Raw genomic sequence first — 21,298 nt, forward strand, 5'->3', positions numbered from 1 at the left:
CTATGAAGTACAGCACAACATTGCCGGTTAAAGCATTACCGTCAGCAGAGAAATATGATGGCAAAGGCCCTGAATACAAGCGCCGTTTTCACGTTATGGCGAAGCCTACCGGCTCCACCTGTAATCTCGATTGCACCTACTGTTTTTACCTGAGTAAAGAAGATCTGCTGCATCAAGACCGCCACACCGGCATGAGCGACGAAGTGCTGGAAAACTTCATTCGTCAGTACATCGACGGGCAAGATGGCGAGCAAGTGGTTTTCTCCTGGCAAGGTGGCGAACCCACATTGATGGGGCTGGAGTTTTTCGAAAAAGTCGTCAAATTCCAGAAACAGTACCAAAAGCCCGGCCAGCGCATCGAAAACGACTTACAAACCAATGGCGTGCTGATTAACGACAAATGGGCTGAATTCCTCAAAGAACACCGTTTTCTGGTTGGCTTGTCGATTGACGGCCCACGAGAATTACACGACCGCTACCGCGTCACGCGCAGCGGCAAACCGACTTTCGACTTAGTGATGAAAGGCGTCGAAGCGCTCAAAAAATACAAAGTCCCTTTCAACGCGCTCGTCACCGTCAACCGCACCAACGCTCGATTCCCGCTGGAAGTTTACCGTTTCGTCACCAAAGAACTGGGCGCGACCTACGTGCAATTTAACCCGTGCGTAGAAGCGGTTGATTTCAAAGTCACCGCCCCGCAATTCTGGCGCGATGAAACCATCCCCATTACCGGAACGCGCCGCGCAAAACCGGGCGACCTGGACTCCATCGTCACCGACTGGTCAGTGGATCCTGATGACTGGGGCACCTTCCTGAAAACGGTGTTTGAAGAGTGGGTGAATAACGATTTAGGCCGCGTGCAAGTTAACCTGTTTGAAACCGCCGTCGCCCAAACCATGGGTATGCCCGCGCAAATTTGTACCGCCTCCGAGTTTTGCGGCAAAGGTCTGGCCATCGAAAAAAATGGCGATATCTATTCCTGCGACCACTACGTTTACCCCGAATATCAGATTGGCAATATCGAAGACACCAAACTCGCGCACCTGGCATTTTCCGAACGCCAGAAAGCCTTTGGCATGGGGAAAAAAGACACGCTGCCGGAATACTGTAAACAGTGCCCGTATCTGAAATTATGCTGGGGCGAATGCCCGAAAAACCGCCTTGTCCGCACGCCAGACGGCGAGCAAGGCCTTAATTATCTTTGCCCAGGCATCAAAGCTTTCTTCAATTACGCCGAGCCGATTCTTGTCGGACTCGCCACGCTTTTGAAACGTGACTTTGCAGGATTGCGCAAATGACAAACAGAGAGAAACTGCTCGAACTTGAGCAGCGTATGAATCAACAGGTTTTGGGTCAGGAATCGCTGGTACGCATGTTAATTGTCGCGCTGCTTTGCGACGGACACGTACTGCTCGAAGGCTTGCCGGGTCTGGCAAAAACCCGTGCGGTGCGTGAACTCGCCCGCCATGTGGAAGGTGAATTCCGCCGCATACAGTTCACGCCAGATCTTCTGCCGTCAGACATTACCGGCAGCGAGATTTACCAGCAAAATGCCACGCGTGAAGAAGACCAGTTCCGTTTCCGCCCAGGCCCGGTGTTCGGCAATATTATTCTTGCCGATGAGATAAACCGCGCCTCGGCACGTGTGCAATCGGCATTGCTCGAAGCCATGGAAGAACGCCACGTCACGGTGGCCGGGAAAACCTGGCCGCTACCGGGCATTTTCATGGTGCTGGCGACGCAAAACCCGGTGGATCAAGAAGGCACCTGGCCGTTGCCCGAAGCGCAGCTTGACCGCTTTTTGATGAAAGTTCTGGTGGATTATCCGTCCAAAGAAAACGAGCAAAAAGTGATGCAACTGGTGCGTTCGGAGCAGCAGCAAAAATATCTGGCAAGCGGCGATGGACAAACGGAAAAACCGGCTGAAACGCTGATGTTATCGCAGCAAGATATTGCCACCTGCTGGCAGGAAATCTCGGCGGTTTACGTCGCGCCAACTATTGAAAACTACATCGTCAATCTGGTGGATATGACCCGCCATCCGCAGGGTATCAGCGACACGCTCGCCAGTTACATCACGTTTGGCGTCAGCCCGCGCGGCACCTTAGCACTCGATCGTTGTGGCCGCGCACTGGCCTGGCTCGAAGGCCGCGACGCGGTATTGCCAGAAGATATCAAGCTCGTCGCCCCGGCAGTGTTACGCCATCGCCTGATGCTCAGTTACCAGGCCAACGCCGATAATACCTCTCCGGACGACGTAATCCGGATGTTGCTCGACGCAGTGGTGGCGTAATGAATAGCGCGTTACAGGTGGATCGCCAAACCCTGATGGCGCTGGCAGGCGAAGCACGTTTGCTGTCGAACCCGCCTGGGCAGATCCCACCGGGAGCGCTGGCGGGTGAGCGTGTTTCACGCCAGCAGGGGCGCGGGCTTAATTTTGATAGTCTCCGTCGCTACCAACCAGGTGATGACGTGCGGTTGATCGACTGGCAAGCCACCGCCCGCCTGCGATCGCCGTGGATCCGCATGTATAACGAAGAGCGCGAGCGCCCGGTGTTCTTGATCGTCGATCAGCGGCTGGATATGTTTTTTGCCACCCGCGGGCAAACCAAATCTGTCGCAGCCGCCAAAATTGCGGGCCTGCTCGCATGGCGAAGCTGGCACGATGGCGACCGCATCGGCAGCGCGGTGTTCAGCGATGCAAATTACAGCCTGCAAAAATGCCGCGCCCCACGCACCAATCTGCCCGCAGTGCTCGATGACCTGCTGCAATACAACCAACAATTACCCGAACGCTACCCTGATGAAACACCCGCAACCGTGACGCTCGGCAGCGTGCTGCAACACGCCATGCATCTGATCCCCGCCGGTTCCTGGGTGGCCGTCATCAGTGATTTCCACGATCTCGATGCGTCCGGTGAAGCCTTGCTGGCTGCCCTGCGGCGGCGCTGCGAGATTAGCGCATTTGTCACGCTCGACAACCTGCATCTCACCCTCCCGACGCAAGGAAACCTGGCCGCCAGCTATCAGGGTCATGAAGCCGCGTTTTCGCTTTCGCCACGGCTAAAAGATGAGATTCAACAGAGCGTGACTGCGCGGCTTTCCGGCCTGCAAAACCGACTGACACGGCTTGGCGTCCGCGTGAATCAGATAGTCGTCACAGACGATCTTCTCAAGCAGCTACAAAAGGGAGTCTGAATGCTCGAGAAAGGATTTAGCGTGCCGGAGCTGTTAAACCCGGCGCTTCCACGAAGTATCTCCTGGTTTCCCTTGCCGCCCGGCTGGTTTGTGCTCGGCGGCGTGTTACTTATCGCGCTGATTATCTTCGGGTTATTCCACCTGGCGAGATGGCGGCGCAACGTGTGGCGTCGTGAAGCGCTGGCGGCATTGCAGCAGCCGCACAGCGCCGATAGCTGGCTGGAACTGATAAAACGCATTCTGCTGATGCACCAGCCGCGCAGCCAAATTAGCCACACGCTTTCGCCAGAACAACTCTTGCAGCATGTTGAAATCGACGCCGATTTGCGCCAGCAATTGAGCGCCAAATATTGCCAGCCGGATAACCAGCTCGAGGCGAATCAAAACGCACGTCTGCAAACACAACTGAAACACTGGCTGGAGAAACTGCCTTATGTCTGAGTTTCTGAGCCGCCTCGATTTCGCCTGGCCGTGGGCGTGGTTACTGATTTTCCTGCCGCTGCTTGGTCGCTATTTTTTACCGCAGGATCGCGAAGTGAAAGAACATGTTCGCGTACCGTTCTTGCCGGAATTAATTGATGAGCTGAAACTCAACAGCCAGCCGGTGCGCACCAGCAAACTCTCAAGCCTGATTTTTTGGCTGACGTGGATTCTGCTGGTTGCCGCCCTCTCGCGCCCGGAATACCTGACTCCGCCGCAGCATATTCAAAAACCGATGCGCGATGTGGTGCTGATTCTGGATGTCTCCGGTTCGATGGGCAAAAACGACGTTCAGGGTGGGATCACGCGCTTACAGGCCGTTCAGGAATCGGTGCGAAAATTCGTGGCGGCGCGTAAAACCGACCGCATCGGGCTGGTGATTTTTGCCAGCCAGGCGTGGCCATTCGCCCCGGTTAGCGAAGACAAACAGGCGCTGCAAACGCGCATTAACCAACTCGCGCCCGGCATGATTGGTCAACAAACCGCGATTGGCGACGCGCTGGGAATCGGTGTGAAACTGCTCGATACCACCGCTAACAAAGACGCCAGCAAACTGGCGATTTTACTCACCGACGGCAACGACACCGCATCGCAATTAGCGCCACCGCTCGCCGCACAACTGGCGGCAACGCATCACGTTCAGGTACATACCATCGCCTTTGGCGATCTGAACAGCACTGGCGATGACAAAGTAGATTTGCCGCTGATGCAGGATATCGCGCGCATTACCGGCGGAAAATCCTGGACTGCCGCCGGTTCCGGTGCGGCTCTCGACAGCGTATGGCAGGAAATCGACGCCATCACCCCCGTGCAGGTGAAATCCATCGGCTGGTCGTGGCACATCCCGCTGTTCCAGTGGCCGCTGCTACTGGCGCTGGCTTTGCTGATTTTGCTCGCGGTCACGCGATTCGTGCGGGAGAAAACAGCATGAGTGACTTCCATTTTGTTTACCCATGGCGGCTGCTCGGTCTGCTGATTTGCGCGCTGCTGTGGTTTGTTGCCAGCAGCCAACGTAGCGCCTGGCACCAGATTATGGATAAGCCGTTTGCCAAAGCGCTGATTATTGGGCGACAAAAACGCCTGACCCAGATTTTACCGTGGTTGTGCGCACTCGGTGTCATCGCTCTGGCAGGCCCGACCTGGCAGCGTGAACTCCCGGCCGCACTGACGCAGCAAAGCAACATGATGGTGGTGTTACAGCAAGATCCGGCGATGTACGCGCAGGATTTAGCTCCGAGCCGCCACCAGCGTATGCAGAGCAAAATCATGGACCTGATGAACCGTTCAACAGGCACGCATTTCGGCCTGGTGGTTTACAACGCTCATGCATATCTGACCACACCACTCACTTCCGACCCGACGTTTTACGCGCTGTTCTTGCATGCCCAAAGCCCAAATTTATTGCCAGAAGGTGAAGGCTCGGGGCTAAAACAGGCTATCGCCCTGGCGATGAAAAACATGCCAGAAACGCCGAATATGCCGCGCAATATTTTACTGATTGCCGACACCGTTTCGGCGCAAGACGCAACGTGGCTTGCCCAACAAAAAGCGCCCATTCAAATCTGGGTTCCGGGGACCGCACGCGGGGGTGAATTACCCGAAAGCTACGCCCAGCGTGGGATTGATACGCGTCTGAACGTCGAACGCTTTAGCCAAATTCGCGATGGCGGCATTCCGGTCACGCTCGTCACCAGCGACGACAGCGATTTATCGGTACTCGCCAGCCACATCCAACAATCGGTGAGCGCGCAAAATAACGCTCGCGGCGATTTGCACTGGAAAAACAGCGGCTATCTGCTGGTGATCCCAATGCTTTTGCTACTGCTTCTCGGGCGGCGACAGCTGATTTGCTGGCTGATTGTGCTGGTGCCGCTGCTGTATCTGCCCCAAAGCCAGGCCGCATGGCAGGATGCGTGGATTAGCCCGGATATGCAGGGGCAACTCGCCTTCAATAAAGGCGAATATAAAAAAGCCGCAGAGCGTTTTCAGGACCCGCTGTGGCAAGGCATCGCCTACTACCGCGCCGAAGATTTTGTCGCGGCCACCTCCGCATTTCGCCAGGCACCGCAAACCGCTGAATCGCTATTATGGACGGGCAACAGCTACGCCCAGCAAAAGCAGTGGCAGCAGGCCATTAACAGCTATGACCGCGCCTTAAGCCTGCGCCCGGACTGGAAAACGGCGCAACAAAACCGCGCTGCCATCGCCAAAATCATTATGGAATTGCGCCAGAAAGAACGCGATCGCCAGGCGGCTCAGGGCAAAGAACAGGACTATAAACCGGACGAAATTAAACACGATTTAAGGAAAGATCAGGGCGTCAATCAGAAGGATATCCAACCCGTTGCCAGCAGCAGCCCGCAGGTCAATCAGTGGTTTGAAAACCTGGAGGTTTCCCCTTCCGGCCTGCTGGAAAATCTCTACCGCGCCAACACGGAGGAGGCTCCATGAGAACCTTGCTGATGGTGCTTTTGCTGGCCGTTCTGCCAGCCCGAGCGGCGATGGACATTACGCGGGAGCTTGAAGCGCCAGAGCATGTCGCGCCCGGTCAGCCCGTGCGGGTGGCTATCACCTTCTGGACGGATAGCTGGTTTAATCCGCCGCCGCAATGGCCTGATTTTAAAATTGAGAACGGCTCGTTACTCACCACGCCGCTGCCAAACCAACTGCTGAGTCGCCAGAAAAATGGTATTAGCTGGAGCGGCGTGCGCCTTGAACGACAAATCACCGCGTGGGATCAGGGCGTGCTGCTGATGCCTGCGGTGGAAATCACCCTCACTTCACCCAACCAACCGCCCGTCACGGTGCAATTACCCGAGCTGAAAAAAGAGGTGGTCTGGCCGAAAGGTGTGGAGCAGCCGGATCGCTTCCTGCCCGCCAGCAACTTAACGCTCACCCAGAAAATCACCCAGTATCACGCAAGCAAAGACGACAAACTCCACGCTGGTGACGTGATCGAGCGCACCGTCACGGTTAAGGCCAACGGGATTGTTGCCACACAAATCCCGCAATTGCTGTACGCCATTCCTGGCACCGAAACCCAGCGCCTGACGCCCGTGAACACCATGCTGAAAACGGGACGGGGTGAAATCGAAGGCGCACAGCGTGAAGAAACCCTGCGTTATTTACCTTCACAAGCGGGCGCCATCACCATTCCGCCGCTGAAATTACGCTGGTGGGACACGGCAAATCAGCAATGGCAAGTGGCGCAATTACCCGGCTCCACCCTGCAAGTTGCCGAAGCGCGCGCCGCAGGAAGTGAATCGGCACTGCGCGGCGCCACCGATGATGGAAAATGGCGCATCGCGACGATGATCATCACCGTCGTACTAATGGCGCTGCTTCTCTGGTTTACGCGCCGCCCGCTGCGGCGCAGTTTGAGGTATCTGCACCGTGTCTGGCAGCGCTTCTGGAACCCTGTCCCATTGCCCAAACTAACTCCCACCAAAAGGGGTGAACGATGAAACATAAACTGTTACTCACAACGCTAATTCTGGGTGCAATGGGTGCGGCTCACGCCGCCGACCCGCTGTCTGCGTGGAAGGATACGGCGGCGAAACAATCCATTGAACAATGGGTGCAAAATGCGACCAATCAAGACCGCTCAACCTATATTCCGCCCCAGAAGCGCTATGTGGTGTTTGATAACGACGGCACGTTGTGGCCCGAAGCACCGCTGACATTCCAGCTCCAGTTCGCTATTGATGAAGTAAAACGCCTCGCGCCAGAGCACCCGGAATGGAAAAACGATCCCATTGTGAGCGCGGTGCTGAATAACGATTTAAAAACCGTTGCTGCCGCGGGTGAAAAAGGGCTGATGCAGCTTTTAGAGCTGACGCACAGCAACATCACCACCGACGAATTCGACCAGCGCGTCGCCAATTGGGTCGGTAGCCACCGGGATAATCGCTTTGGCTGCCGGTACGATCAAATGGGCTACCAGCCGATGCGCCAGTTGCTCGATTACCTGCGTGAAAACGGCTTCAAAACGTGGATTGTGTCCGGCGGCGGCATTGATTTTATGCGCGTGATAGCGGAGAAAATGTACGGCATTCCACCCGAGCAGGTGATCGGCTCGTTCTCACTTAGCGAGTTTTCCCTGACCGACAACGGCACGCAGTTGCGTAAAACCATGAAAGGCGCGTTTAACGACGATGCAACCGCCAAGCCCGTCGCGATCCATCTGTTTATGGGCCAGCGCCCGGTTGCGGCGTTTGGTAACAGCGACGGCGATTTAGCGATGATGCAGTACACCGCAGCCAACCCGGACTATAAAACCTTCGGTTTGCTGGTTCACCATACCGATGCCGAGCGTGAATATGCTTACGATAGCCATCCACCTGCCAGCGGTAAACTGGTCGAAGGACTAAGTATGGCGAAGGAAAAAGGCTGGACGGTGGTGGATATGAAGCAGGACTGGAGAACGGTGTTTGACCCGAAATCGTGTGTTCCGGAATCGCCAAAACAGTAAAATAAGGGGTGGATAAGCGTGAGCGCCATCCACCTTAAAATGAAGTGTTGTTGTTCTGCAAACAGCTGTTCGATGGACTTAGTGGGGTAGAACAGTGAGTTCGCATTGTCGCCGACCAATGCAGTAAAGCCGAGTTTGAGATAGAACTGCATCGCCCCCGCATTGACGGCATCCACAAACATTCCATGAATCCCCACCGCCTGCGATGCAAGCCAGGTGATTTTCATCGCGTGCGCGACAAGCGTTGTACCCCACTCTTGCCCATGAAGGTCTTTATGAACCGCCAGACGCCCTAAAGTGACGCTGGGAACATTGGCATAAGGGACTTTCCGCTTCTGCGTATTCGACGGAAGTGTCGCCTTTTCAAAGCAGCTGCCCGACAACGTATAGTAGCCTAACACTTTCGATTTCTGCTCTTTAGCAACAAGCAAATAGCCGCGTAAGATCCGGCCACTATGCTGACGTGCAAGATGATCGGTTAGAAAAGTATTCAACGGTTCTTCACCGCAGTCGAAACCTGAAAAATCGTATTCTGCATCCTGCGAAAAAATCTCAATCATCAGGTCAGCCACGCGTTACTCCATATTTTGTAAGCGTTTAGCGGCACTTTTAAGCCTGGCGTTCGGTGCGGGCGGATTGCTGAGAGCCTCCATCACCAAATCCCACGATTCTTCATTCAGAACCAGGCGACGATGTTGCTCAATGACTTGCGCGGCACGTTCAGAAGCGCTGGCTACCATAAACTGAGTGATAGTCTGGTTGGACATTGCCGCAGCTTCTTCGATTAAGCGCTTGTCGTCGTCAGTTAATCTGAGATCGATGCGCTGTTTTTTTAATGCTGGCATAGTGCGCTCCATAACTGCTCGCGTTGTGCATCGGAAATTGTGTACGGTGTTTTTCCGTACGCAGACTATAGAGTGGAATGAATGAATTTTCAACAAGTGATCCGGCGGGGAACCGTATCGGACAGAAACGAAAAAACCCGCCGAAGCGGGTTTTTAAATTCTTTAGAGCTTAGTTAACGCTAACCTTACAGGCTAGTTACGTTACCAGCTGCTGGGCCTTTAGCGCCGTTCTCGATGGTGAAGGAAACTTTCTGGCCTTCATCAAGAGATTTGTAACCGTCGTTCTGGATTGCAGAGAAGTGAACGAACAGGTCTTTAGAACCGTCGTCTGGAGTGATGAAGCCGAAACCTTTATCAGCGTTGAACCATTTTACCAGACCAGTCATTTTGTTAGACATGTGTATTACCTTTTGAATTGAGTGTGCCTTACGGCGATTTGGTATGCTTTACAGATTTTATGAAGCGGTAGAGGAGCACACGACAAAGGGTATCCAGGGATGACTCTTGAAGGACTGCTTTACTAGGTTGCTTTAAAGGTCTGTACGTCAAACCGATGGGGCGTATTAACTCATGCTTAGGCGATGAATGACAAGGATTATTTTAGCCGTCCACAGCTCTGTAGTTAAATTACGTCTCATTTAGCGCTTCGCTTAGCGGGTGTAAATCATACGAAGTTACACCCGCCTCGCTATGTTCTAATGCGTTGTTAATAATCTATTTTTGCGACTTTCCGCAGGGCTTCTGGCGTCACTTCCGGCAGGCCAAAAAACTCCATATATGCAGGAATCATCTCAAATAACATATCTGTTCCAGGTTGTATCTGGCAGTCTCTTTTCATTGCAGCGCGCAGAAATGGCGTGATTTCGCTCTTCATCACCACCTCGCCAACGAAACTTCCGGGCGTGAGCGCGTGAATATCCACGGGCAATTCATCCCCTGCATCCATGCCCAGCGGCGTTGCGTTCACCACTATCGAAAACCCCTGCGGGTTGCGCAAACCGGTTTGCACCGTCAGCGCCGGGTAGTGCCTACGCAGGCGAATGGCCAACTCTTCGCTGCTTGACGGGCGGCTGTCATAAAGCGCCAGAGATTCAACGCCTGCCGCCGCCAGTGAGGCCGCAATCGCCGACCCCACCCCGCCGCTACCGACCACCAACGCACGCGCTCCTTGCGCCTGAATCCCTTTGCGCAACATGCCACGCACAAAGCCGTCGCCATCGAACATATCACCGCGAAGATGACCGTCCGGTTCCAGGCGAATGGCGTTACAGGCTCCGGCAATTTGCGCCGCCGGGCTGAGGCTTTGCACTAAGTCGCAGGTCGAGACTTTGTGCGGCATCGTCACCAGCGCGCCAATGATGTTGGTCATGCGAAATAAAGAAGGAATCAGTTGCGCGTAATCCTCAGCCCTGACCCCCATCGGCACCACCTTGATATCAATGCCCTGGCTTTCAAACCACGGGTTGTAAATCATCGGCGCTTTAAACGTGGTGGTGGGATAGCCCAGGTGCGCGATTAAACGGGTATTGCCACTGATTTCCATGATTAATCTTCCATCTCAATACGTTTGATATCGCCAAGAATAAAGACGTAAGCGAAGACGCCCAGCAGCGCAGCACTGCCGATGTACACCAGCGCGTAGAAGAAGTTGCCGGTTGCCGCGACGATAAAACCGACGATCAGCGGCGTGATAATGGAAGCCAGGTTGGAGCAGAAGTTGAATAAGCCACCGGTCAGTCCTGCCAGGTTCTTCGGCGCCATATCGGAAATCAGCGTCCAGCCAAGTCCGACCATACCCTGCCCGAAGAAAGCGACGGACATCACCGTAATTACCAGCGCGTCGGTTGGCATCCAGTTCGCTGAGATAATCAGGCTCGCCATCAGCAGGCCAGAAATAATCGGCAGCTTACGGGCAATATTCACCGACCCGGTGCGTTTCAGGATTTGGTCTGAAACCCAACCGCCAAACATCACGCCCACGGCCGCCGCGAGGAACGGCAGGATCGCGAAGAAGCCCACTTTCAGCCACGGCATATGGCGTTCCGTCGCGAGATACGTCGGGAACCAGGTGAGGAAGAACACCAGCGTCGTGTTTCCGGCAAACTGCCCGATACCCGCGCCGAGAATTTGACGGCATTTCACCAGCTTGCCGACGTTCGCCCAGCTAAAGTTCATTTTCGGTTCAGGTTCGGCCGATTGCTGGTCGTGGCCGATGTATTCAAGCTCGAGCTGGTTAGCCGTTTTAGACTCATGCGGCTCGTGGTAATAACGCCACCACACCAGCACAAATAAAATGCCTACCACGCCCACGGAGATAAACAGCGCGCGCCAGCCGAAGGTTTCCATAATAAAGAACAACAGCGGCGCAAACGCGGCAAGACCGACGTATTCTCCGACCGTGTACACGGCCGTGGCGCGAGCGCGTTCATGTTGCGGGAACCATTTTCCCACGACACGGCTATTGACCGGGAAACACGGCGCTTCACTAATGCCCAATCCCAGGCGGCACAGCAGCAAGGTTTTCAGGCCCATCGTCAAGCCGTGGAATAAGGTAAATGCCGACCAGAAAAACAGCGCCAGCGCGTAGGTAATTTTATTGCCGAAGCGGTCCAGGAAGATGCCGCCGGGAATTTGCATTGCGGCGTACGTCCACGCAAATGCCGAGAATACGATGCCCATAGTGGCGGCACCGATTCCAAGATCGGCACTCAGTTGCGGCGCAGCAATACCTAATACCGTCCGGTCGAGGTAGTTAATCATGGTCCCGATAGCCAGCAGCGTCAGGATGACCATTCGAGTGCGCGAACGTTTTTCAACAGCAGTTTTCGGGGCGGCGATATCGCCCTGTTCATAACTTGCCATCAGTAATTCCTTCTTATGTCGTAGGTTACAGGTGCCTTTTTGAACCTTAAGGTTCATTTATTGTTTTAAATCGAGTTACCGCATCTGCATTGCAGCCAGACGAACCGCCGCATTAGTCGCACCGTACTGTTGATAATCACCCCGCCGTTCGACCAGTTCAAAGAAGAAACGGTCAGGACGGAATGCCGGTGTGTAGGCATGCAAAAACTCATGCTGCTGCGCATCCCGCTCATATAGAATATCCAGACGCTCAAGCCCTTGTAATAACGCGTTATTGACTCCGTAGCGCGCCAATAAATCGCCGTAATAATTCGCCGGAATAGGAAGTAACTTCAGTCCTTTAGATTGCAGGCTTTCTACCGTCGAAGGTAAATCATCACAGGCAAATGCCGCATGTTGCAGGCCGGTTCCCTGATAACTCGCCACCGACCGGGCAATTTGCGTATCGAGACTGTGCGACATATTCAGCGGCAGGCGAATCGAATGACACGGGCTGTGCATCACCTGGCTCCTGACCAGACCATACGGGTCCGGCACGCTCAGTTCGGTATCCAGCTCGAACCCAAATACCGCCCGGAAGAACATAATCCAGTTATCGCGACTGCCTTCCACCAGGCCAAGCGCCAGGTGATCAATGCCGCGCAGCATGCCTTTGGCGGCAGTTTCTGAGAGCGTGAAATCGGTTTGATAAATGTCGCTTTCGCCCTGCTCAGGCGCTTCAATCAAGTAAATCAAGCTGCCATCTGGCGCACAAACCGCTGCCAGTGCACGCTCATCCGGGCCGTGTTTTTCATGCCAGACGGGGTAGCCGTAATCTTGCGCGCGCTGCAAAACGTTTGCAGCGCCCTGCACCCGCCACGCCATCGCGCACAGCGAAACACCGTGGCGGCGATGAAATTCATCCGCCCAACTGTGCGACTGGTGGTTGATAATGATATTCACGCCGCCGTTGCGCCACAGCGAAACGTCTTTGGAACGGTGCTCTCCGGCATGGTCGAAACCCAGCGGTTGCAAGGCTTCGCCCATTGCCACGGCATCTTTATCATCGGTGGCAAACTCTAAAAACTCAATGCCCTGATAGCTCGCCTGCGGTGCACTGTGAAAAAGTGGCGCGTCAATTTGCGGGTTGGTCTGCCAGGTTTGCTCCTCCAGCCATAACAGCGAGCGATAACCATCTTTGGCCGTTGGCGCGTTCGGCGTGGCGCGGAAACTGTCGTTGAAAATCTCCAGCGACCATGGCCCGCGGAAACCTTTCTCAGTCAGCAAACGAGTGAACTCCACCACCGGCAATTCACCCTGCCCTGGGAAGCAACGGAAATGGCGGCTCCACTCCAGCACATCCATTTTCATCAGCGGCGCATCGGCCAGTTGCAGGAAGGTGATCTTCTCGACAGGAATATCGTCGAGATTAATCAATTGATCGCCGAGCGAAAGCACGTGGAAGCTGTCGAGCACCAGCCCCAACGCCGGGCTGTTAACCTGTTTTACCCGCTCCCACGCCTGGCGATAACGATTCACGTGCGTGCCCCACGCTAACGCTTCATAACCGACGGTGATTTCATTAAGGTGTGCAAGTTCAGCAAGATGGGCGAGATCGCTGACCTGCAAATCAATGTTGGCGGAGCAATCGGGTGCCACATTGCTGCACAGCAGCATGGTGTCGCAGCCCAGCTCATGCATCAGAGCGAATTTGCGGCGCGCCCGTTCCAGATTGTTGGCAAACTGCGGGCGCGATGCTCCTTCAAAATCGCGAAACGGCTGGAAGAGCGTGATGGTCAGTCCCAAATCCGCCGCCATTTTGCGCACGTCGGCCGGGGAGCCTGGGTAATAAAGCAGGTCGTTTTCAAAGATTTCGACACCGTCAAAACCAGCAGCCGAAATTGCGGCCAGTTTTTCAGGCAACGTGCCAGAGATAGATACGGTTGCAATTGAACGCTGCATGATGGCTCCTGGTCTGTCGGGATAAGTCGGTTAATGTTGTATCATTTGGTTCATATTGCAAATTTATAGTTAATTAATTGTTACCCCAGATCACACGCCCGGAAGTTAAAAAAAATAGCGGGCGATTACCGAACAAAACAAAGTGGGGTTACACTTTCCAGTCACTCCCTGGCAACTTAAAGGCAAACACAACATGTCAGATAACAACTATCAGCCACCAAAAGTCTGGACGTGGATAAAAGGCGAAGGCGGCACCTTCTCTAATATCAACCGCCCCATTGCAGGCCCGACCCACGAGCGCACGCTGCCGATTGGCAAGCACCCGTTGCAGCTTTATTCCCTCGGCACACCGAACGGGCAGAAGGTCACTATTCTGCTTGAGGAGTTGCTGGCGCTGGGCGTGAGTGAGGCTGAGTACGACGCGCATTTGATTCGCATCGGTGAAGGAGATCAGTTCTCAAGTGGCTTTGTGGACGTGAACCCGAACTCGAAAATCCCGGCATTGATGGACCATTCGGCGACACCACCGATTCGCGTGTTTGAGTCCGGTGCCATCCTGTTTTACCTGGCAGAGAAGTTTGGTCACTTCTTGCCAAAAGAGATTGCGGCGCGGACTGAAACGCTGAATTGGCTCTTCTGGCTGCAAGGCTCCGCGCCGTATCTGGGCGGTGGTTTTGGCCATTTCTACAATTACGCACCGATGAAAATTGAGTACGCAATTAACCGCTTCGCCATGGAAGCCAAGCGCCAGTTGGACGTGCTCGACAGGCAACTGGCTACGCATCGTTTTATTGCCGGCGATGAATACACCATTGCAGATATCGCGATTTGGCCGTGGTACGGATCTCTTGCAAAAGGTGGGCTGTACGACGCGGCGGAATTCCTCGATGTTGCCTCGTACAAAAACTTTGTCCGCTGGGCCGATGAAGTGGCAAGCCGCCCGGCGGTGAAGCGTGGGCGTATTGTGAACCGCACCTTTGGCGAACCGTCACAGCAATTGCATGAGCGCCATGATGCATCAGACTTTGAGTTACGCACTCAGGATAAATTAGAGAAGTAATTCCTCCACATATATGTCCGTGATACTGCAACTTGCAATATTACGGATATATAAAATTTAAAATTAAACAAACTTTTTATAGTTTCAGCCTGACCGTTGCAGGTAACTTGCCGTCTGAATTATTAAGTCAGCAAACTGCAAGGAACTACTGTGTTAAAGAACTGCGTATTACTACTCGCCTTTGTTATTGTCGGATGTGCTGAACCAGCAGATAAAACCGTAGAAGCATTGAATACGATTAATTTCCAGCCGGTTACATCAGCCCCAAGTGAAAGCAAGAATCCGGAAGAGTTAAAAAACCTGCACACTCTGAATAAAAACACCATTGCCAACCTGACCGCAGGCATTAAATCAGCGCGGGTTGATGATCTCAGAAGCGTGGATGTTTTTGATAATCGTTATGGTATTGATAATGTGTTCCAGGCGTTAACCAAACTGGAAGAAATTAATGAACTCAATGATATCTATCTACACGACGAGAATAAGAGCGGACTGATTCAGATTAGTAAGATATTAAAACCGGTATCGGATACCGCGTCATGATGAAAATAAAAAGGAGTTTTGTAGGGTGGATACGCGCAAGCGTCATCCACCCTTCTTCCTGTTTTGTCGGATGACGCTACCGCTTATCCGACCGACAAAGAGAGTTCATTTAATAGAGCTGTTTCTCAATCAATATTTGCTGCAAATGTTGCTTTTGCTCTCGGTTCAGTATCTGACTGACCTGAAAAAGATATTTTGCTCTCTGGAACCGCACCTGATTCTGAATATCACCAACGGCATCGAGCTGCTTCTTAGCCTCAGCATCACTCCACATTCCGGAACTGAACATATCAATGATCGCATCTTGCTTTAAAGCATCGGTGTTGATTTTGCCAATTTCTTGTTCCGTGTTCTTACGCAGTGATTTTACTTGCTGAATTTGTTCAGGTGTCAGCTGTAATTGTTTAACCAGCGAATCTTGCGGTAGCGTGTCAGTAGAATGAGAAGCCAAAGCCACACCGCAAAATGACAGCACAGTTGCCATCACGACAAGCTTAAATATTTTATTCATTCCATATCCTTAAATTTTAAACACAGGACGCCACACTATGTTGCCATAGTGTGGCGTTTGCTGCTTACTATTTGCGACTGACTATTTGATGATTGCTTACATATCCCACATCCGTATGGGATAAATGAAGAATAAGGCTAGCGAGGCTGGCATTCAATTCGCTTTTCGTTTAAAAATAAACTCCCCGCTTTATACCAAAAATAATTCAAGTTGCATCGCGGCGGCAAGAGAAAGAATCCCGATGAGCTTAGTAAACTAAGTGATTCGGGTGAATGAACGCAGCCAACAAAGAGGCAGTTTGAAGTATGAAGGGTATAAAAAAAACCCGCCGGACAGGCGGGTATACTGCATTGGCATAAATATATGCGCTAACAATATTAAAGGATCGATTGCTCGAGGTTGATAATAGCAATGAGACTCAGTGCATCAACATAATAATTTTAACCAGATACTTATTAACCAGCAATTATATAAATGTATAAAAATAAATAGATCAGAAATTGAAATTAACCCCGGCATAAGCGCCGTCCGCTAAGATATTATCACTATGCCCATCTTTCCCTTCCATTCCCAAATAGCGGTATCCGGCATCAACAGAGAAGGTTGGGTTCACTTTCCAGCGCACACCCGCGTTCGCTTCACCATATTGTTTCACGCCGCTTGAAAGCGAGTCAGGCGAGAAATAGGCATCGCCATATAAAGAAAAGTGATCGCCAAGGGGAAGTTGCGCGCCGCCGCCGACTGCCACGGCATAACCTTCATCGTTATCATCCGGGTTGAGATAAAGCGTCTTGCCGCCCAGCGTCACGAGTACCGAACCCAACGGAATATTCCATCCCATTCCCAGGCTGGCGACGTCGCCGTCGTTATCGTTGTGCGCCCAATTTCCGCTGAACGTAAAACCCGGTTCGTTCGCGCCAAAGCTCACGCCGAAATTGGTCCATTTGGAACCCGCCTCACCATGAATCGACACGGCATGAGCCGAATTTGCGGCGCATACCGCACCAATCAGAAAAACCATTTTTAATAATTTCATCGCGTTCCTTATTTTTACTCGTGGGGTTAGCAGACAAAAAAAAGCCCGACTGGCACAAATGCATCGGGCAAAACGAACATCACTGCTTTTTTATGACTACTGGGATTATTAAGGTTATTCGCCGACACCGGCGATTTCGACCACCACGCGGCGGTCAGGTGCCAGGCAATTAATCAGTTCGCTGCGTTCTTGCAGCGCATCACACGTTGTTCCGGTCACTGGTTCACTTAAACCGCGGCCTTCGGCCTGCACGTTTTGAGCGGGCATCCCTAAACGCACCAGTTCATCGGCCACGGCCTGGGCGCGTTTTGTCGAAAGGTTGAGGTTGTATTCAGCCGATCCGAGGCGATCGCTAAAGCCAATCACCATCGTGGTTTTTTCTTTAGCGACCTGAATTTCAGGGCGATTGTAGAGATCACGTACCGCCGATTCCCCCTGTGCAGAAAGCACCGCAGAGTTGAATTCAAACATCACGTCAGATTTGAGGTTAAAGCGCTGTGGTTCTGGCGGGCCTTCTACCACTGGCGCTGATTCAGCAACCGGTGCTGCGGAATTTTGCCCAAAGCGATAGACCACGCCTGCGGTGACGGTATTGATATCAGCGGACATGCCAATCTGGTTTGAATTTCCGACGTTGCTCACCCACTGATATTCCAGGCGGCCAGCCCAGTTATCATTAAATTCGTATTCCGTACCAATGGCGGCCAATGGACGAACACCGGTTTCAAAATTACTGTGTTCAGCCTGGTCAGTTTCCGCACGATACCCCATGGCACCCGCGCGACCGTAGATATCCCAATTTTCGTTGAATGAGTAGCTGGCTTTCATCGAAAATTGCAGACCCTGAGCCTTCATTTTGCCATTCTCTGCGCCGTTATTTCCCTGAACCTGCATATTACCGAGATAATCGTATCCGCTTTCTACCGCCAACCAGGGAAGAATTTGATAGCCCCAGAATACGCCGCCACCCACATTGTCACTGTCAGTATCAAATTCGGTAGAGTTATTCTGGTTGCCATTAAAATTATTATTGCCACTGATATCTGAGTAATGTGACCAACCTAATTTCGCACCACTGTACCAGGTATTAGCATCCGCTGCGGCATTAGCATTGGTTACTGCGCAGGCATTGATGACGATTAACGCAATAAGAGTCTTTTTCATATTAATCCTTGAAGTGGTCCCGGAGAGATTACTCAGTAGCATGACTATTTCAGCGACGGATGGTATGCAGAGATCACGACGGAAGGAATTTCATTTTTATTTAATTTTACATTAAAAAAGGCAAGCAAAATTATCTGATTATTATAAGAAGATCGACATGCGGCTTTCAAATGAAGCAAAGCCATCCTGACTTCATAATTTTGATTAGCAGGATAGCTATTACCTGTGGAATTAATTTTAATAGCGATGTGTTGGCAGGTAGCGGAAAGCGTAAGTCTCTTCCGTTTGAATATTTACAGTGAAATAATCTCAGAACCTCTCGGGTAAATTAATCACCTCGATCAAATAGCCACCCCGTTTGATTTCAATGTAACCACCGCTCTTTAAGGCAAACATCACATTCAAAATACTGCTACGGGATAAATGCGTTCGTTCCTGAATATAGTCAAGAATAGAAACTCTTGAACGTAATTCTGTTGAAAGGCGGTTCATTTCAAGAAGATGACCGCGAATTATCGAATAGGTCCGCTGCTGCACAACGACTGAATCACGATAGAAAAGATGAGTGGTGTAATAAGCCAGAATGATAGCAATATCTTTCCATAACCCTTTCTCGGTGATGAGTTCATGCCCGAGGCTGGCATCAAGACGCAGCATGGTACATTCAGTTTCTGCACGCAGAATATGGCTGCGCAGTGGCTGGATGCTCTCTGCAATGCCAAACAAATTCTGATCATACACCGTGGTGATGACCAGACCGTCTGTGGCTCGCAGAACAGAAAGCTCACCACTTTTAAAGACATAGAACTGAGGGATCTCTTTATATTCCCAGTTTATCCTTTTACGCGGAATAACCTCCATGGGGGTTCCATAGGGTTCCAGGGCTGTAATGAGATTCTGAATGGCAGCTTCTGGCCGCGTGGGAGGGGGTATAATCATTTTTAATCCTAAGATGCCTAATCTTTCCTTGAAGTATATACCATGCCAACGATCTGGCAGGGAGCCATACCATGCGGTGTTTCACTCATAGATTCAACTGTCCATAATAAAATCTAAACAAGTTGTAGCAATTTTCTCACAACTGTTTCAGCGATGAAAAGAAGTGTAATTTTCCGTTCTTCCTATTGCACAATATTGGCGCTTTGTGCAATTGAAAAATGACTCATTATTTATTTTTAAACAAAATAAAAGTGGTGCCATTCACGCCTTCTCATTAGTGTCTGCTGAAATTTCTTCATGGGACTCCAGGTATGTTTCTCGATTATGTTGCCTTAGTGGCACTTATCTTTGTTGGGTTGACGCTATTTTATGGCGTGATTGTGGTACACGATATTCCCTATGAAATAGCCGTGCATCGGAATCATCCTCATCAGGATGCTATTCATGCTGCGGGCTGGGTAAGTTTATTCACTCTCCATGTTTTGTGGCCATTTTTGTGGATCTGGGCAATGTTATATCGCGAAGACCGGGGCTGGGGATTCACGGTTAAAAATAACGAAATGGATGCCTTGCGAGAAAGAATAGCGCAACTCGAAGCCCAGCATCAAAAAACGCAAACAAAGCCATCAACGGCCGAATAACCGATCAGGATTTATTGTGGACTTATTACTTATTCTGACTTATACCGCGATCTGTTTCGGTATATTTAAATTTTTCAAAATCCCGTTAAATAAATGGACGGTTCCTACCGCAGTCTTGGGCGGTATTGTTCTGATTGGTTCGCTACTGTTATTAATGAATTATAACCATCCGTATTCTGAGCGAGCGCAGATGGTGACGGTGACGCTGCCGATCATTCCTGAAGTGGAAGGCGTGGTGGTTGAAGTCACCCCACACGCAAATCAGAAATTGAAAAAAGGCGATTTCCTGTTCCGTATCGACCCGACGGCCTACGAGGCAAAAGTCGAAGCGCTAAAAGGTGAGGTAGAAACCGCCCAGCAAAACGTGGAAATGCTTAAAGCGCGCCTGGCTTCCGAAAATGCGGATATCGCCCAGGCAAAAGCCGTTCGCGATTTAGCATTGAAAGATGCCAATCGCTACCAGAACGGTAGCAAAGACAAAATGAAAAGCCCGTTTACCGACCAGGAAGTGGTTCGCGCGCAACAAAATTACCTCGCAGCACAGGCCCAGTGGCGCTCGGTTCTCTCAAAACGAGATGAAACCGCGGCCCAGTTAAATGCCATGATCAACGGCGAAAACGCGGCAGTCTACCGGATTAAATCTAAACTCAAAGAAGCGGAATATTTCCTGGCAAGAACCGTCGTTTACGCGCCGAGCGATGGCTACGCTACACAGCTTCTTCTGAAGCCTGGTATGTTCGTGCGCCCGCTCCCGCTGCGCCCGGTGATGGTGTTCGTTCCGGAGCAGAAAAACAGCGTGTATGCCGTCTTCCGCCAAAACTCAGCCCTGCGTTTAACCGCTGGTGATGAAGCGGAAGTGGTGTTTAACGGCCTGCCAGGCAGCGTGGTGAAAGGGAAAGTGAAGCAAATTCTGCCGGTAGTCGCCAGCAGTAGCTACCAGGCGCAAGGCCATCTACAAGGCTTAAGTCTCGACCCGAAACTCGACGGTATTTATGCAGAAATCGAGCTGAATAATATGGCTGATATGAAGAACTTACCCGCCGGGACGATGGGCCAGGTGGCGATTTATTCAGACTATTTCAAACACGTTTCTATTATCCGCAAAATCCTGCTGCGCATGACAAGCTGGATGCATTATCTGTATATCGATCATTGAGTTAACGCCAGAAGGAGGCTTCCCATGCATCAAGCGAAAGTGTTATTCCCAACAGGGCATCGGCTTTTCCGGTTTTGCGTGTTTTTGTTCTGTTTCTGCCTACCCCTTACGCTGGTGATTTATGGCGGGCAGTTCATCAGTCTCAGCACCGTCGCTGTCATTTTTGCCGCGATGCCGGTGGCTATTCTTCTGGTATCCATTGTGGTGCTCAATGCCCCGACCAGCCTGTTACAGCTTGCAGGCGCGTCGCTGGCATTGATGTCGCTGCTATTTTTCCTGCAAGAAACGTTCCGCGATGCGACGAGCGATAGCTGGAAAGGTGCGCTGGCCGTGGTCGTCGCGGTCATCATGTATGCGTATCTTTACGTGCAACGCAAAAAGCGCGTCTCTGAATCGCAACTTAACTTAAATTAGAACGATTTTTTCTCAGCCATATTTACAACACATTAAT

At 51.8% G+C, this 21,298-nt stretch carries 22 protein-coding genes and 1 pseudogene; 13 read left to right on the top strand and 10 right to left on the bottom strand.

The window, feature by feature from the left end:
- The first annotated feature begins 2 nt into the window (after window positions 1–2).
- The 8 genes from DY231_RS21250 to DY231_RS21285 are packed head-to-tail and all read left to right on the top strand — an operon-like array spanning window position 3 to window position 8,149.
- The gene (locus tag DY231_RS21250) at window positions 3–1,298 is read left to right on the top strand and encodes an anaerobic sulfatase maturase (RefSeq protein WP_115631390.1); all 1,296 of its coding nucleotides are present in this window, start codon (window positions 3–5) and stop codon (window positions 1,296–1,298) included.
- A complete protein-coding gene (locus DY231_RS21255) occupies window positions 1,295–2,293 on the top strand; it encodes an AAA family ATPase (RefSeq protein WP_115631392.1) in 999 nt (332 codons plus the stop codon). Before DY231_RS21250 ends, DY231_RS21255 begins: the two co-directional genes overlap by 4 nt.
- Window positions 2,293–3,198: a DUF58 domain-containing protein gene (locus DY231_RS21260; protein WP_115631394.1), complete on the top strand. Its 906-nt coding sequence runs from the start codon at window positions 2,293–2,295 to the stop codon at window positions 3,196–3,198. Before DY231_RS21255 ends, DY231_RS21260 begins: the two co-directional genes overlap by 1 nt.
- The gene (locus DY231_RS21265) at window positions 3,199–3,639 is read left to right on the top strand and encodes a DUF4381 domain-containing protein (protein WP_115631396.1); all 441 of its coding nucleotides are present in this window, start codon (window positions 3,199–3,201) and stop codon (window positions 3,637–3,639) included. It abuts the gene before it with no gap.
- The gene (locus tag DY231_RS21270) at window positions 3,632–4,609 is read left to right on the top strand and encodes a vWA domain-containing protein (protein WP_115631398.1); all 978 of its coding nucleotides are present in this window, start codon (window positions 3,632–3,634) and stop codon (window positions 4,607–4,609) included. The genes DY231_RS21265 and DY231_RS21270 overlap by 8 nt, the downstream gene beginning before the upstream one ends.
- Complete coding sequence (locus DY231_RS21275) at window positions 4,606–6,129, top strand: vWA domain-containing protein (protein ID WP_115631400.1); 1,524 nt, start codon at window positions 4,606–4,608, stop codon at window positions 6,127–6,129. The genes DY231_RS21270 and DY231_RS21275 overlap by 4 nt, the downstream gene beginning before the upstream one ends.
- A complete protein-coding gene (locus DY231_RS21280; protein ID WP_115631402.1) occupies window positions 6,126–7,142 on the top strand; it encodes a BatD family protein in 1,017 nt (338 codons plus the stop codon). Before DY231_RS21275 ends, DY231_RS21280 begins: the two co-directional genes overlap by 4 nt.
- Window positions 7,139–8,149 (top strand): HAD family hydrolase, encoded by a 1,011-nt coding sequence (locus tag DY231_RS21285; protein ID WP_115631404.1) that lies wholly within the window; start codon window positions 7,139–7,141, stop codon window positions 8,147–8,149. The genes DY231_RS21280 and DY231_RS21285 overlap by 4 nt, the downstream gene beginning before the upstream one ends.
- Before the next feature lie 53 nt (window positions 8,150–8,202).
- Here DY231_RS21285 and DY231_RS25445 read toward each other — a convergent pair.
- From DY231_RS25445 to DY231_RS21315, 6 genes and pseudogenes are all read right to left on the bottom strand, one after another.
- Window positions 8,203–8,721, bottom strand: a pseudogene (locus DY231_RS25445) (GNAT family N-acetyltransferase); the annotation flags it as partial.
- Between the two features lie 3 nt (window positions 8,722–8,724).
- Entirely contained in the window at window positions 8,725–8,994 is a 270-nt protein-coding gene (locus tag DY231_RS21295; protein ID WP_115631408.1) for a type II toxin-antitoxin system TacA family antitoxin, read from the bottom strand.
- A 185-nt stretch (window positions 8,995–9,179) separates the two neighbouring features.
- Complete coding sequence (cspE, locus tag DY231_RS21300; RefSeq protein WP_034461105.1) at window positions 9,180–9,392, bottom strand: transcription antiterminator/RNA stability regulator CspE; 213 nt, start codon at window positions 9,390–9,392, stop codon at window positions 9,180–9,182.
- Window positions 9,393–9,700: 308 nt separating this feature from the next.
- Complete coding sequence (locus DY231_RS21305; RefSeq protein WP_115631410.1) at window positions 9,701–10,537, bottom strand: shikimate dehydrogenase family protein; 837 nt, start codon at window positions 10,535–10,537, stop codon at window positions 9,701–9,703.
- 2 nt (window positions 10,538–10,539) lie between these two features.
- The gene (locus DY231_RS21310) at window positions 10,540–11,856 is read right to left on the bottom strand and encodes an MFS transporter (protein WP_115631412.1); all 1,317 of its coding nucleotides are present in this window, start codon (window positions 11,854–11,856) and stop codon (window positions 10,540–10,542) included.
- A 75-nt stretch (window positions 11,857–11,931) separates the two neighbouring features.
- The gene (locus DY231_RS21315) at window positions 11,932–13,797 is read right to left on the bottom strand and encodes a bifunctional sugar phosphate isomerase/epimerase/4-hydroxyphenylpyruvate dioxygenase family protein (RefSeq protein ID WP_115631414.1); all 1,866 of its coding nucleotides are present in this window, start codon (window positions 13,795–13,797) and stop codon (window positions 11,932–11,934) included.
- A gap of 193 nt (window positions 13,798–13,990) precedes the next feature.
- On the opposite strand from DY231_RS21315, the gene yghU reads away from it, so the two are divergent.
- Complete coding sequence (yghU, locus tag DY231_RS21320; RefSeq protein ID WP_115631416.1) at window positions 13,991–14,857, top strand: glutathione-dependent disulfide-bond oxidoreductase; 867 nt, start codon at window positions 13,991–13,993, stop codon at window positions 14,855–14,857.
- Between the two features lie 150 nt (window positions 14,858–15,007).
- Window positions 15,008–15,400, top strand: coding sequence for a KPN_03583 family lipoprotein (locus DY231_RS21325; protein WP_115631418.1), 393 nt, complete (start codon window positions 15,008–15,010; stop codon window positions 15,398–15,400).
- Between the two features lie 109 nt (window positions 15,401–15,509).
- On the opposite strand, the gene DY231_RS21330 is transcribed toward DY231_RS21325, so the two are convergent.
- The 4 genes from DY231_RS21330 to DY231_RS21345 form a co-directional block, all read right to left on the bottom strand.
- Window positions 15,510–15,911 carry a Spy/CpxP family protein refolding chaperone gene (locus DY231_RS21330; RefSeq protein ID WP_115631420.1) on the bottom strand — a complete coding sequence of 134 codons (402 nt, stop codon included), beginning with the start codon at window positions 15,909–15,911 and terminating at the stop codon, window positions 15,510–15,512.
- Window positions 15,912–16,404: 493 nt separating this feature from the next.
- Window positions 16,405–16,947: a YfaZ family outer membrane protein gene (locus DY231_RS21335; protein ID WP_115631422.1), complete on the bottom strand. Its 543-nt coding sequence runs from the start codon at window positions 16,945–16,947 to the stop codon at window positions 16,405–16,407.
- A gap of 114 nt (window positions 16,948–17,061) precedes the next feature.
- On the bottom strand, window positions 17,062–18,111 hold the full coding sequence (gene ompA / locus DY231_RS21340) for a porin OmpA (protein ID WP_115631423.1): 1,050 nt from the start codon (window positions 18,109–18,111) through the stop codon (window positions 17,062–17,064).
- A gap of 309 nt (window positions 18,112–18,420) precedes the next feature.
- Window positions 18,421–19,050, bottom strand: a complete 630-nt coding sequence (locus tag DY231_RS21345) for a helix-turn-helix domain-containing protein (RefSeq protein ID WP_115631425.1) — start codon at window positions 19,048–19,050, stop codon at window positions 18,421–18,423.
- A gap of 311 nt (window positions 19,051–19,361) precedes the next feature.
- Here DY231_RS21345 and DY231_RS21350 point away from each other — a divergent pair, with 311 nt between their 5' ends.
- From DY231_RS21350 to DY231_RS21360, 3 genes are read left to right on the top strand one after another with little or no spacing between them, the layout of a single operon-like run.
- Window positions 19,362–19,691 carry a DUF3302 domain-containing protein gene (locus DY231_RS21350; RefSeq protein WP_034492619.1) on the top strand — a complete coding sequence of 110 codons (330 nt, stop codon included), beginning with the start codon at window positions 19,362–19,364 and terminating at the stop codon, window positions 19,689–19,691.
- Between the two features lie 16 nt (window positions 19,692–19,707).
- On the top strand, window positions 19,708–20,847 hold the full coding sequence (locus tag DY231_RS21355) for an HlyD family secretion protein (protein WP_115631426.1): 1,140 nt from the start codon (window positions 19,708–19,710) through the stop codon (window positions 20,845–20,847).
- A gap of 24 nt (window positions 20,848–20,871) precedes the next feature.
- Window positions 20,872–21,261: an EamA family transporter gene (locus DY231_RS21360; protein ID WP_115631428.1), complete on the top strand. Its 390-nt coding sequence runs from the start codon at window positions 20,872–20,874 to the stop codon at window positions 21,259–21,261.
- Window positions 21,262–21,298 lie beyond the last annotated feature (37 nt).

The sequence above is a fragment of the Buttiauxella agrestis genome (genome assembly GCF_900446255.1).
Lineage (GTDB): Bacteria > Pseudomonadota > Gammaproteobacteria > Enterobacterales > Enterobacteriaceae > Buttiauxella > Buttiauxella agrestis.

Bases quoted from the DNA above. Each gene is read 5' to 3' on its own strand.
- DY231_RS21250 (WP_115631390.1), top strand. From the start codon at position 3: ATGAAGTACAGCACAACATTGCCGGTTAAAGCATTACCGTCAGCAGAG.
- DY231_RS21255 (WP_115631392.1), top strand. From the start codon at position 1,295: ATGACAAACAGAGAGAAACTGCTCGAACTTGAGCAGCGTATGAATCAA.
- DY231_RS21260 (WP_115631394.1), top strand. From the start codon at position 2,293: ATGAATAGCGCGTTACAGGTGGATCGCCAAACCCTGATGGCGCTGGCA.
- DY231_RS21265 (WP_115631396.1), top strand. From the start codon at position 3,199: ATGCTCGAGAAAGGATTTAGCGTGCCGGAGCTGTTAAACCCGGCGCTT.
- DY231_RS21270 (WP_115631398.1), top strand. From the start codon at position 3,632: ATGTCTGAGTTTCTGAGCCGCCTCGATTTCGCCTGGCCGTGGGCGTGG.
- DY231_RS21275 (WP_115631400.1), top strand. From the start codon at position 4,606: ATGAGTGACTTCCATTTTGTTTACCCATGGCGGCTGCTCGGTCTGCTG.
- DY231_RS21280 (WP_115631402.1), top strand. From the start codon at position 6,126: ATGAGAACCTTGCTGATGGTGCTTTTGCTGGCCGTTCTGCCAGCCCGA.
- DY231_RS21285 (WP_115631404.1), top strand. From the start codon at position 7,139: ATGAAACATAAACTGTTACTCACAACGCTAATTCTGGGTGCAATGGGT.
- DY231_RS21295 (WP_115631408.1), bottom strand. From the start codon at position 8,994: ATGCCAGCATTAAAAAAACAGCGCATCGATCTCAGATTAACTGACGAC.
- cspE (WP_034461105.1), bottom strand. From the start codon at position 9,392: ATGTCTAACAAAATGACTGGTCTGGTAAAATGGTTCAACGCTGATAAA.
- DY231_RS21305 (WP_115631410.1), bottom strand. From the start codon at position 10,537: ATGGAAATCAGTGGCAATACCCGTTTAATCGCGCACCTGGGCTATCCC.
- DY231_RS21310 (WP_115631412.1), bottom strand. From the start codon at position 11,856: ATGGCAAGTTATGAACAGGGCGATATCGCCGCCCCGAAAACTGCTGTT.
- DY231_RS21315 (WP_115631414.1), bottom strand. From the start codon at position 13,797: ATGCAGCGTTCAATTGCAACCGTATCTATCTCTGGCACGTTGCCTGAA.
- yghU (WP_115631416.1), top strand. From the start codon at position 13,991: ATGTCAGATAACAACTATCAGCCACCAAAAGTCTGGACGTGGATAAAA.
- DY231_RS21330 (WP_115631420.1), bottom strand. From the start codon at position 15,911: ATGAATAAAATATTTAAGCTTGTCGTGATGGCAACTGTGCTGTCATTT.
- DY231_RS21335 (WP_115631422.1), bottom strand. From the start codon at position 16,947: ATGAAATTATTAAAAATGGTTTTTCTGATTGGTGCGGTATGCGCCGCA.
- ompA (WP_115631423.1), bottom strand. From the start codon at position 18,111: ATGAAAAAGACTCTTATTGCGTTAATCGTCATCAATGCCTGCGCAGTA.
- DY231_RS21345 (WP_115631425.1), bottom strand. From the start codon at position 19,050: ATGATTATACCCCCTCCCACGCGGCCAGAAGCTGCCATTCAGAATCTC.
- DY231_RS21350 (WP_034492619.1), top strand. From the start codon at position 19,362: ATGTTTCTCGATTATGTTGCCTTAGTGGCACTTATCTTTGTTGGGTTG.
- DY231_RS21360 (WP_115631428.1), top strand. From the start codon at position 20,872: ATGCATCAAGCGAAAGTGTTATTCCCAACAGGGCATCGGCTTTTCCGG.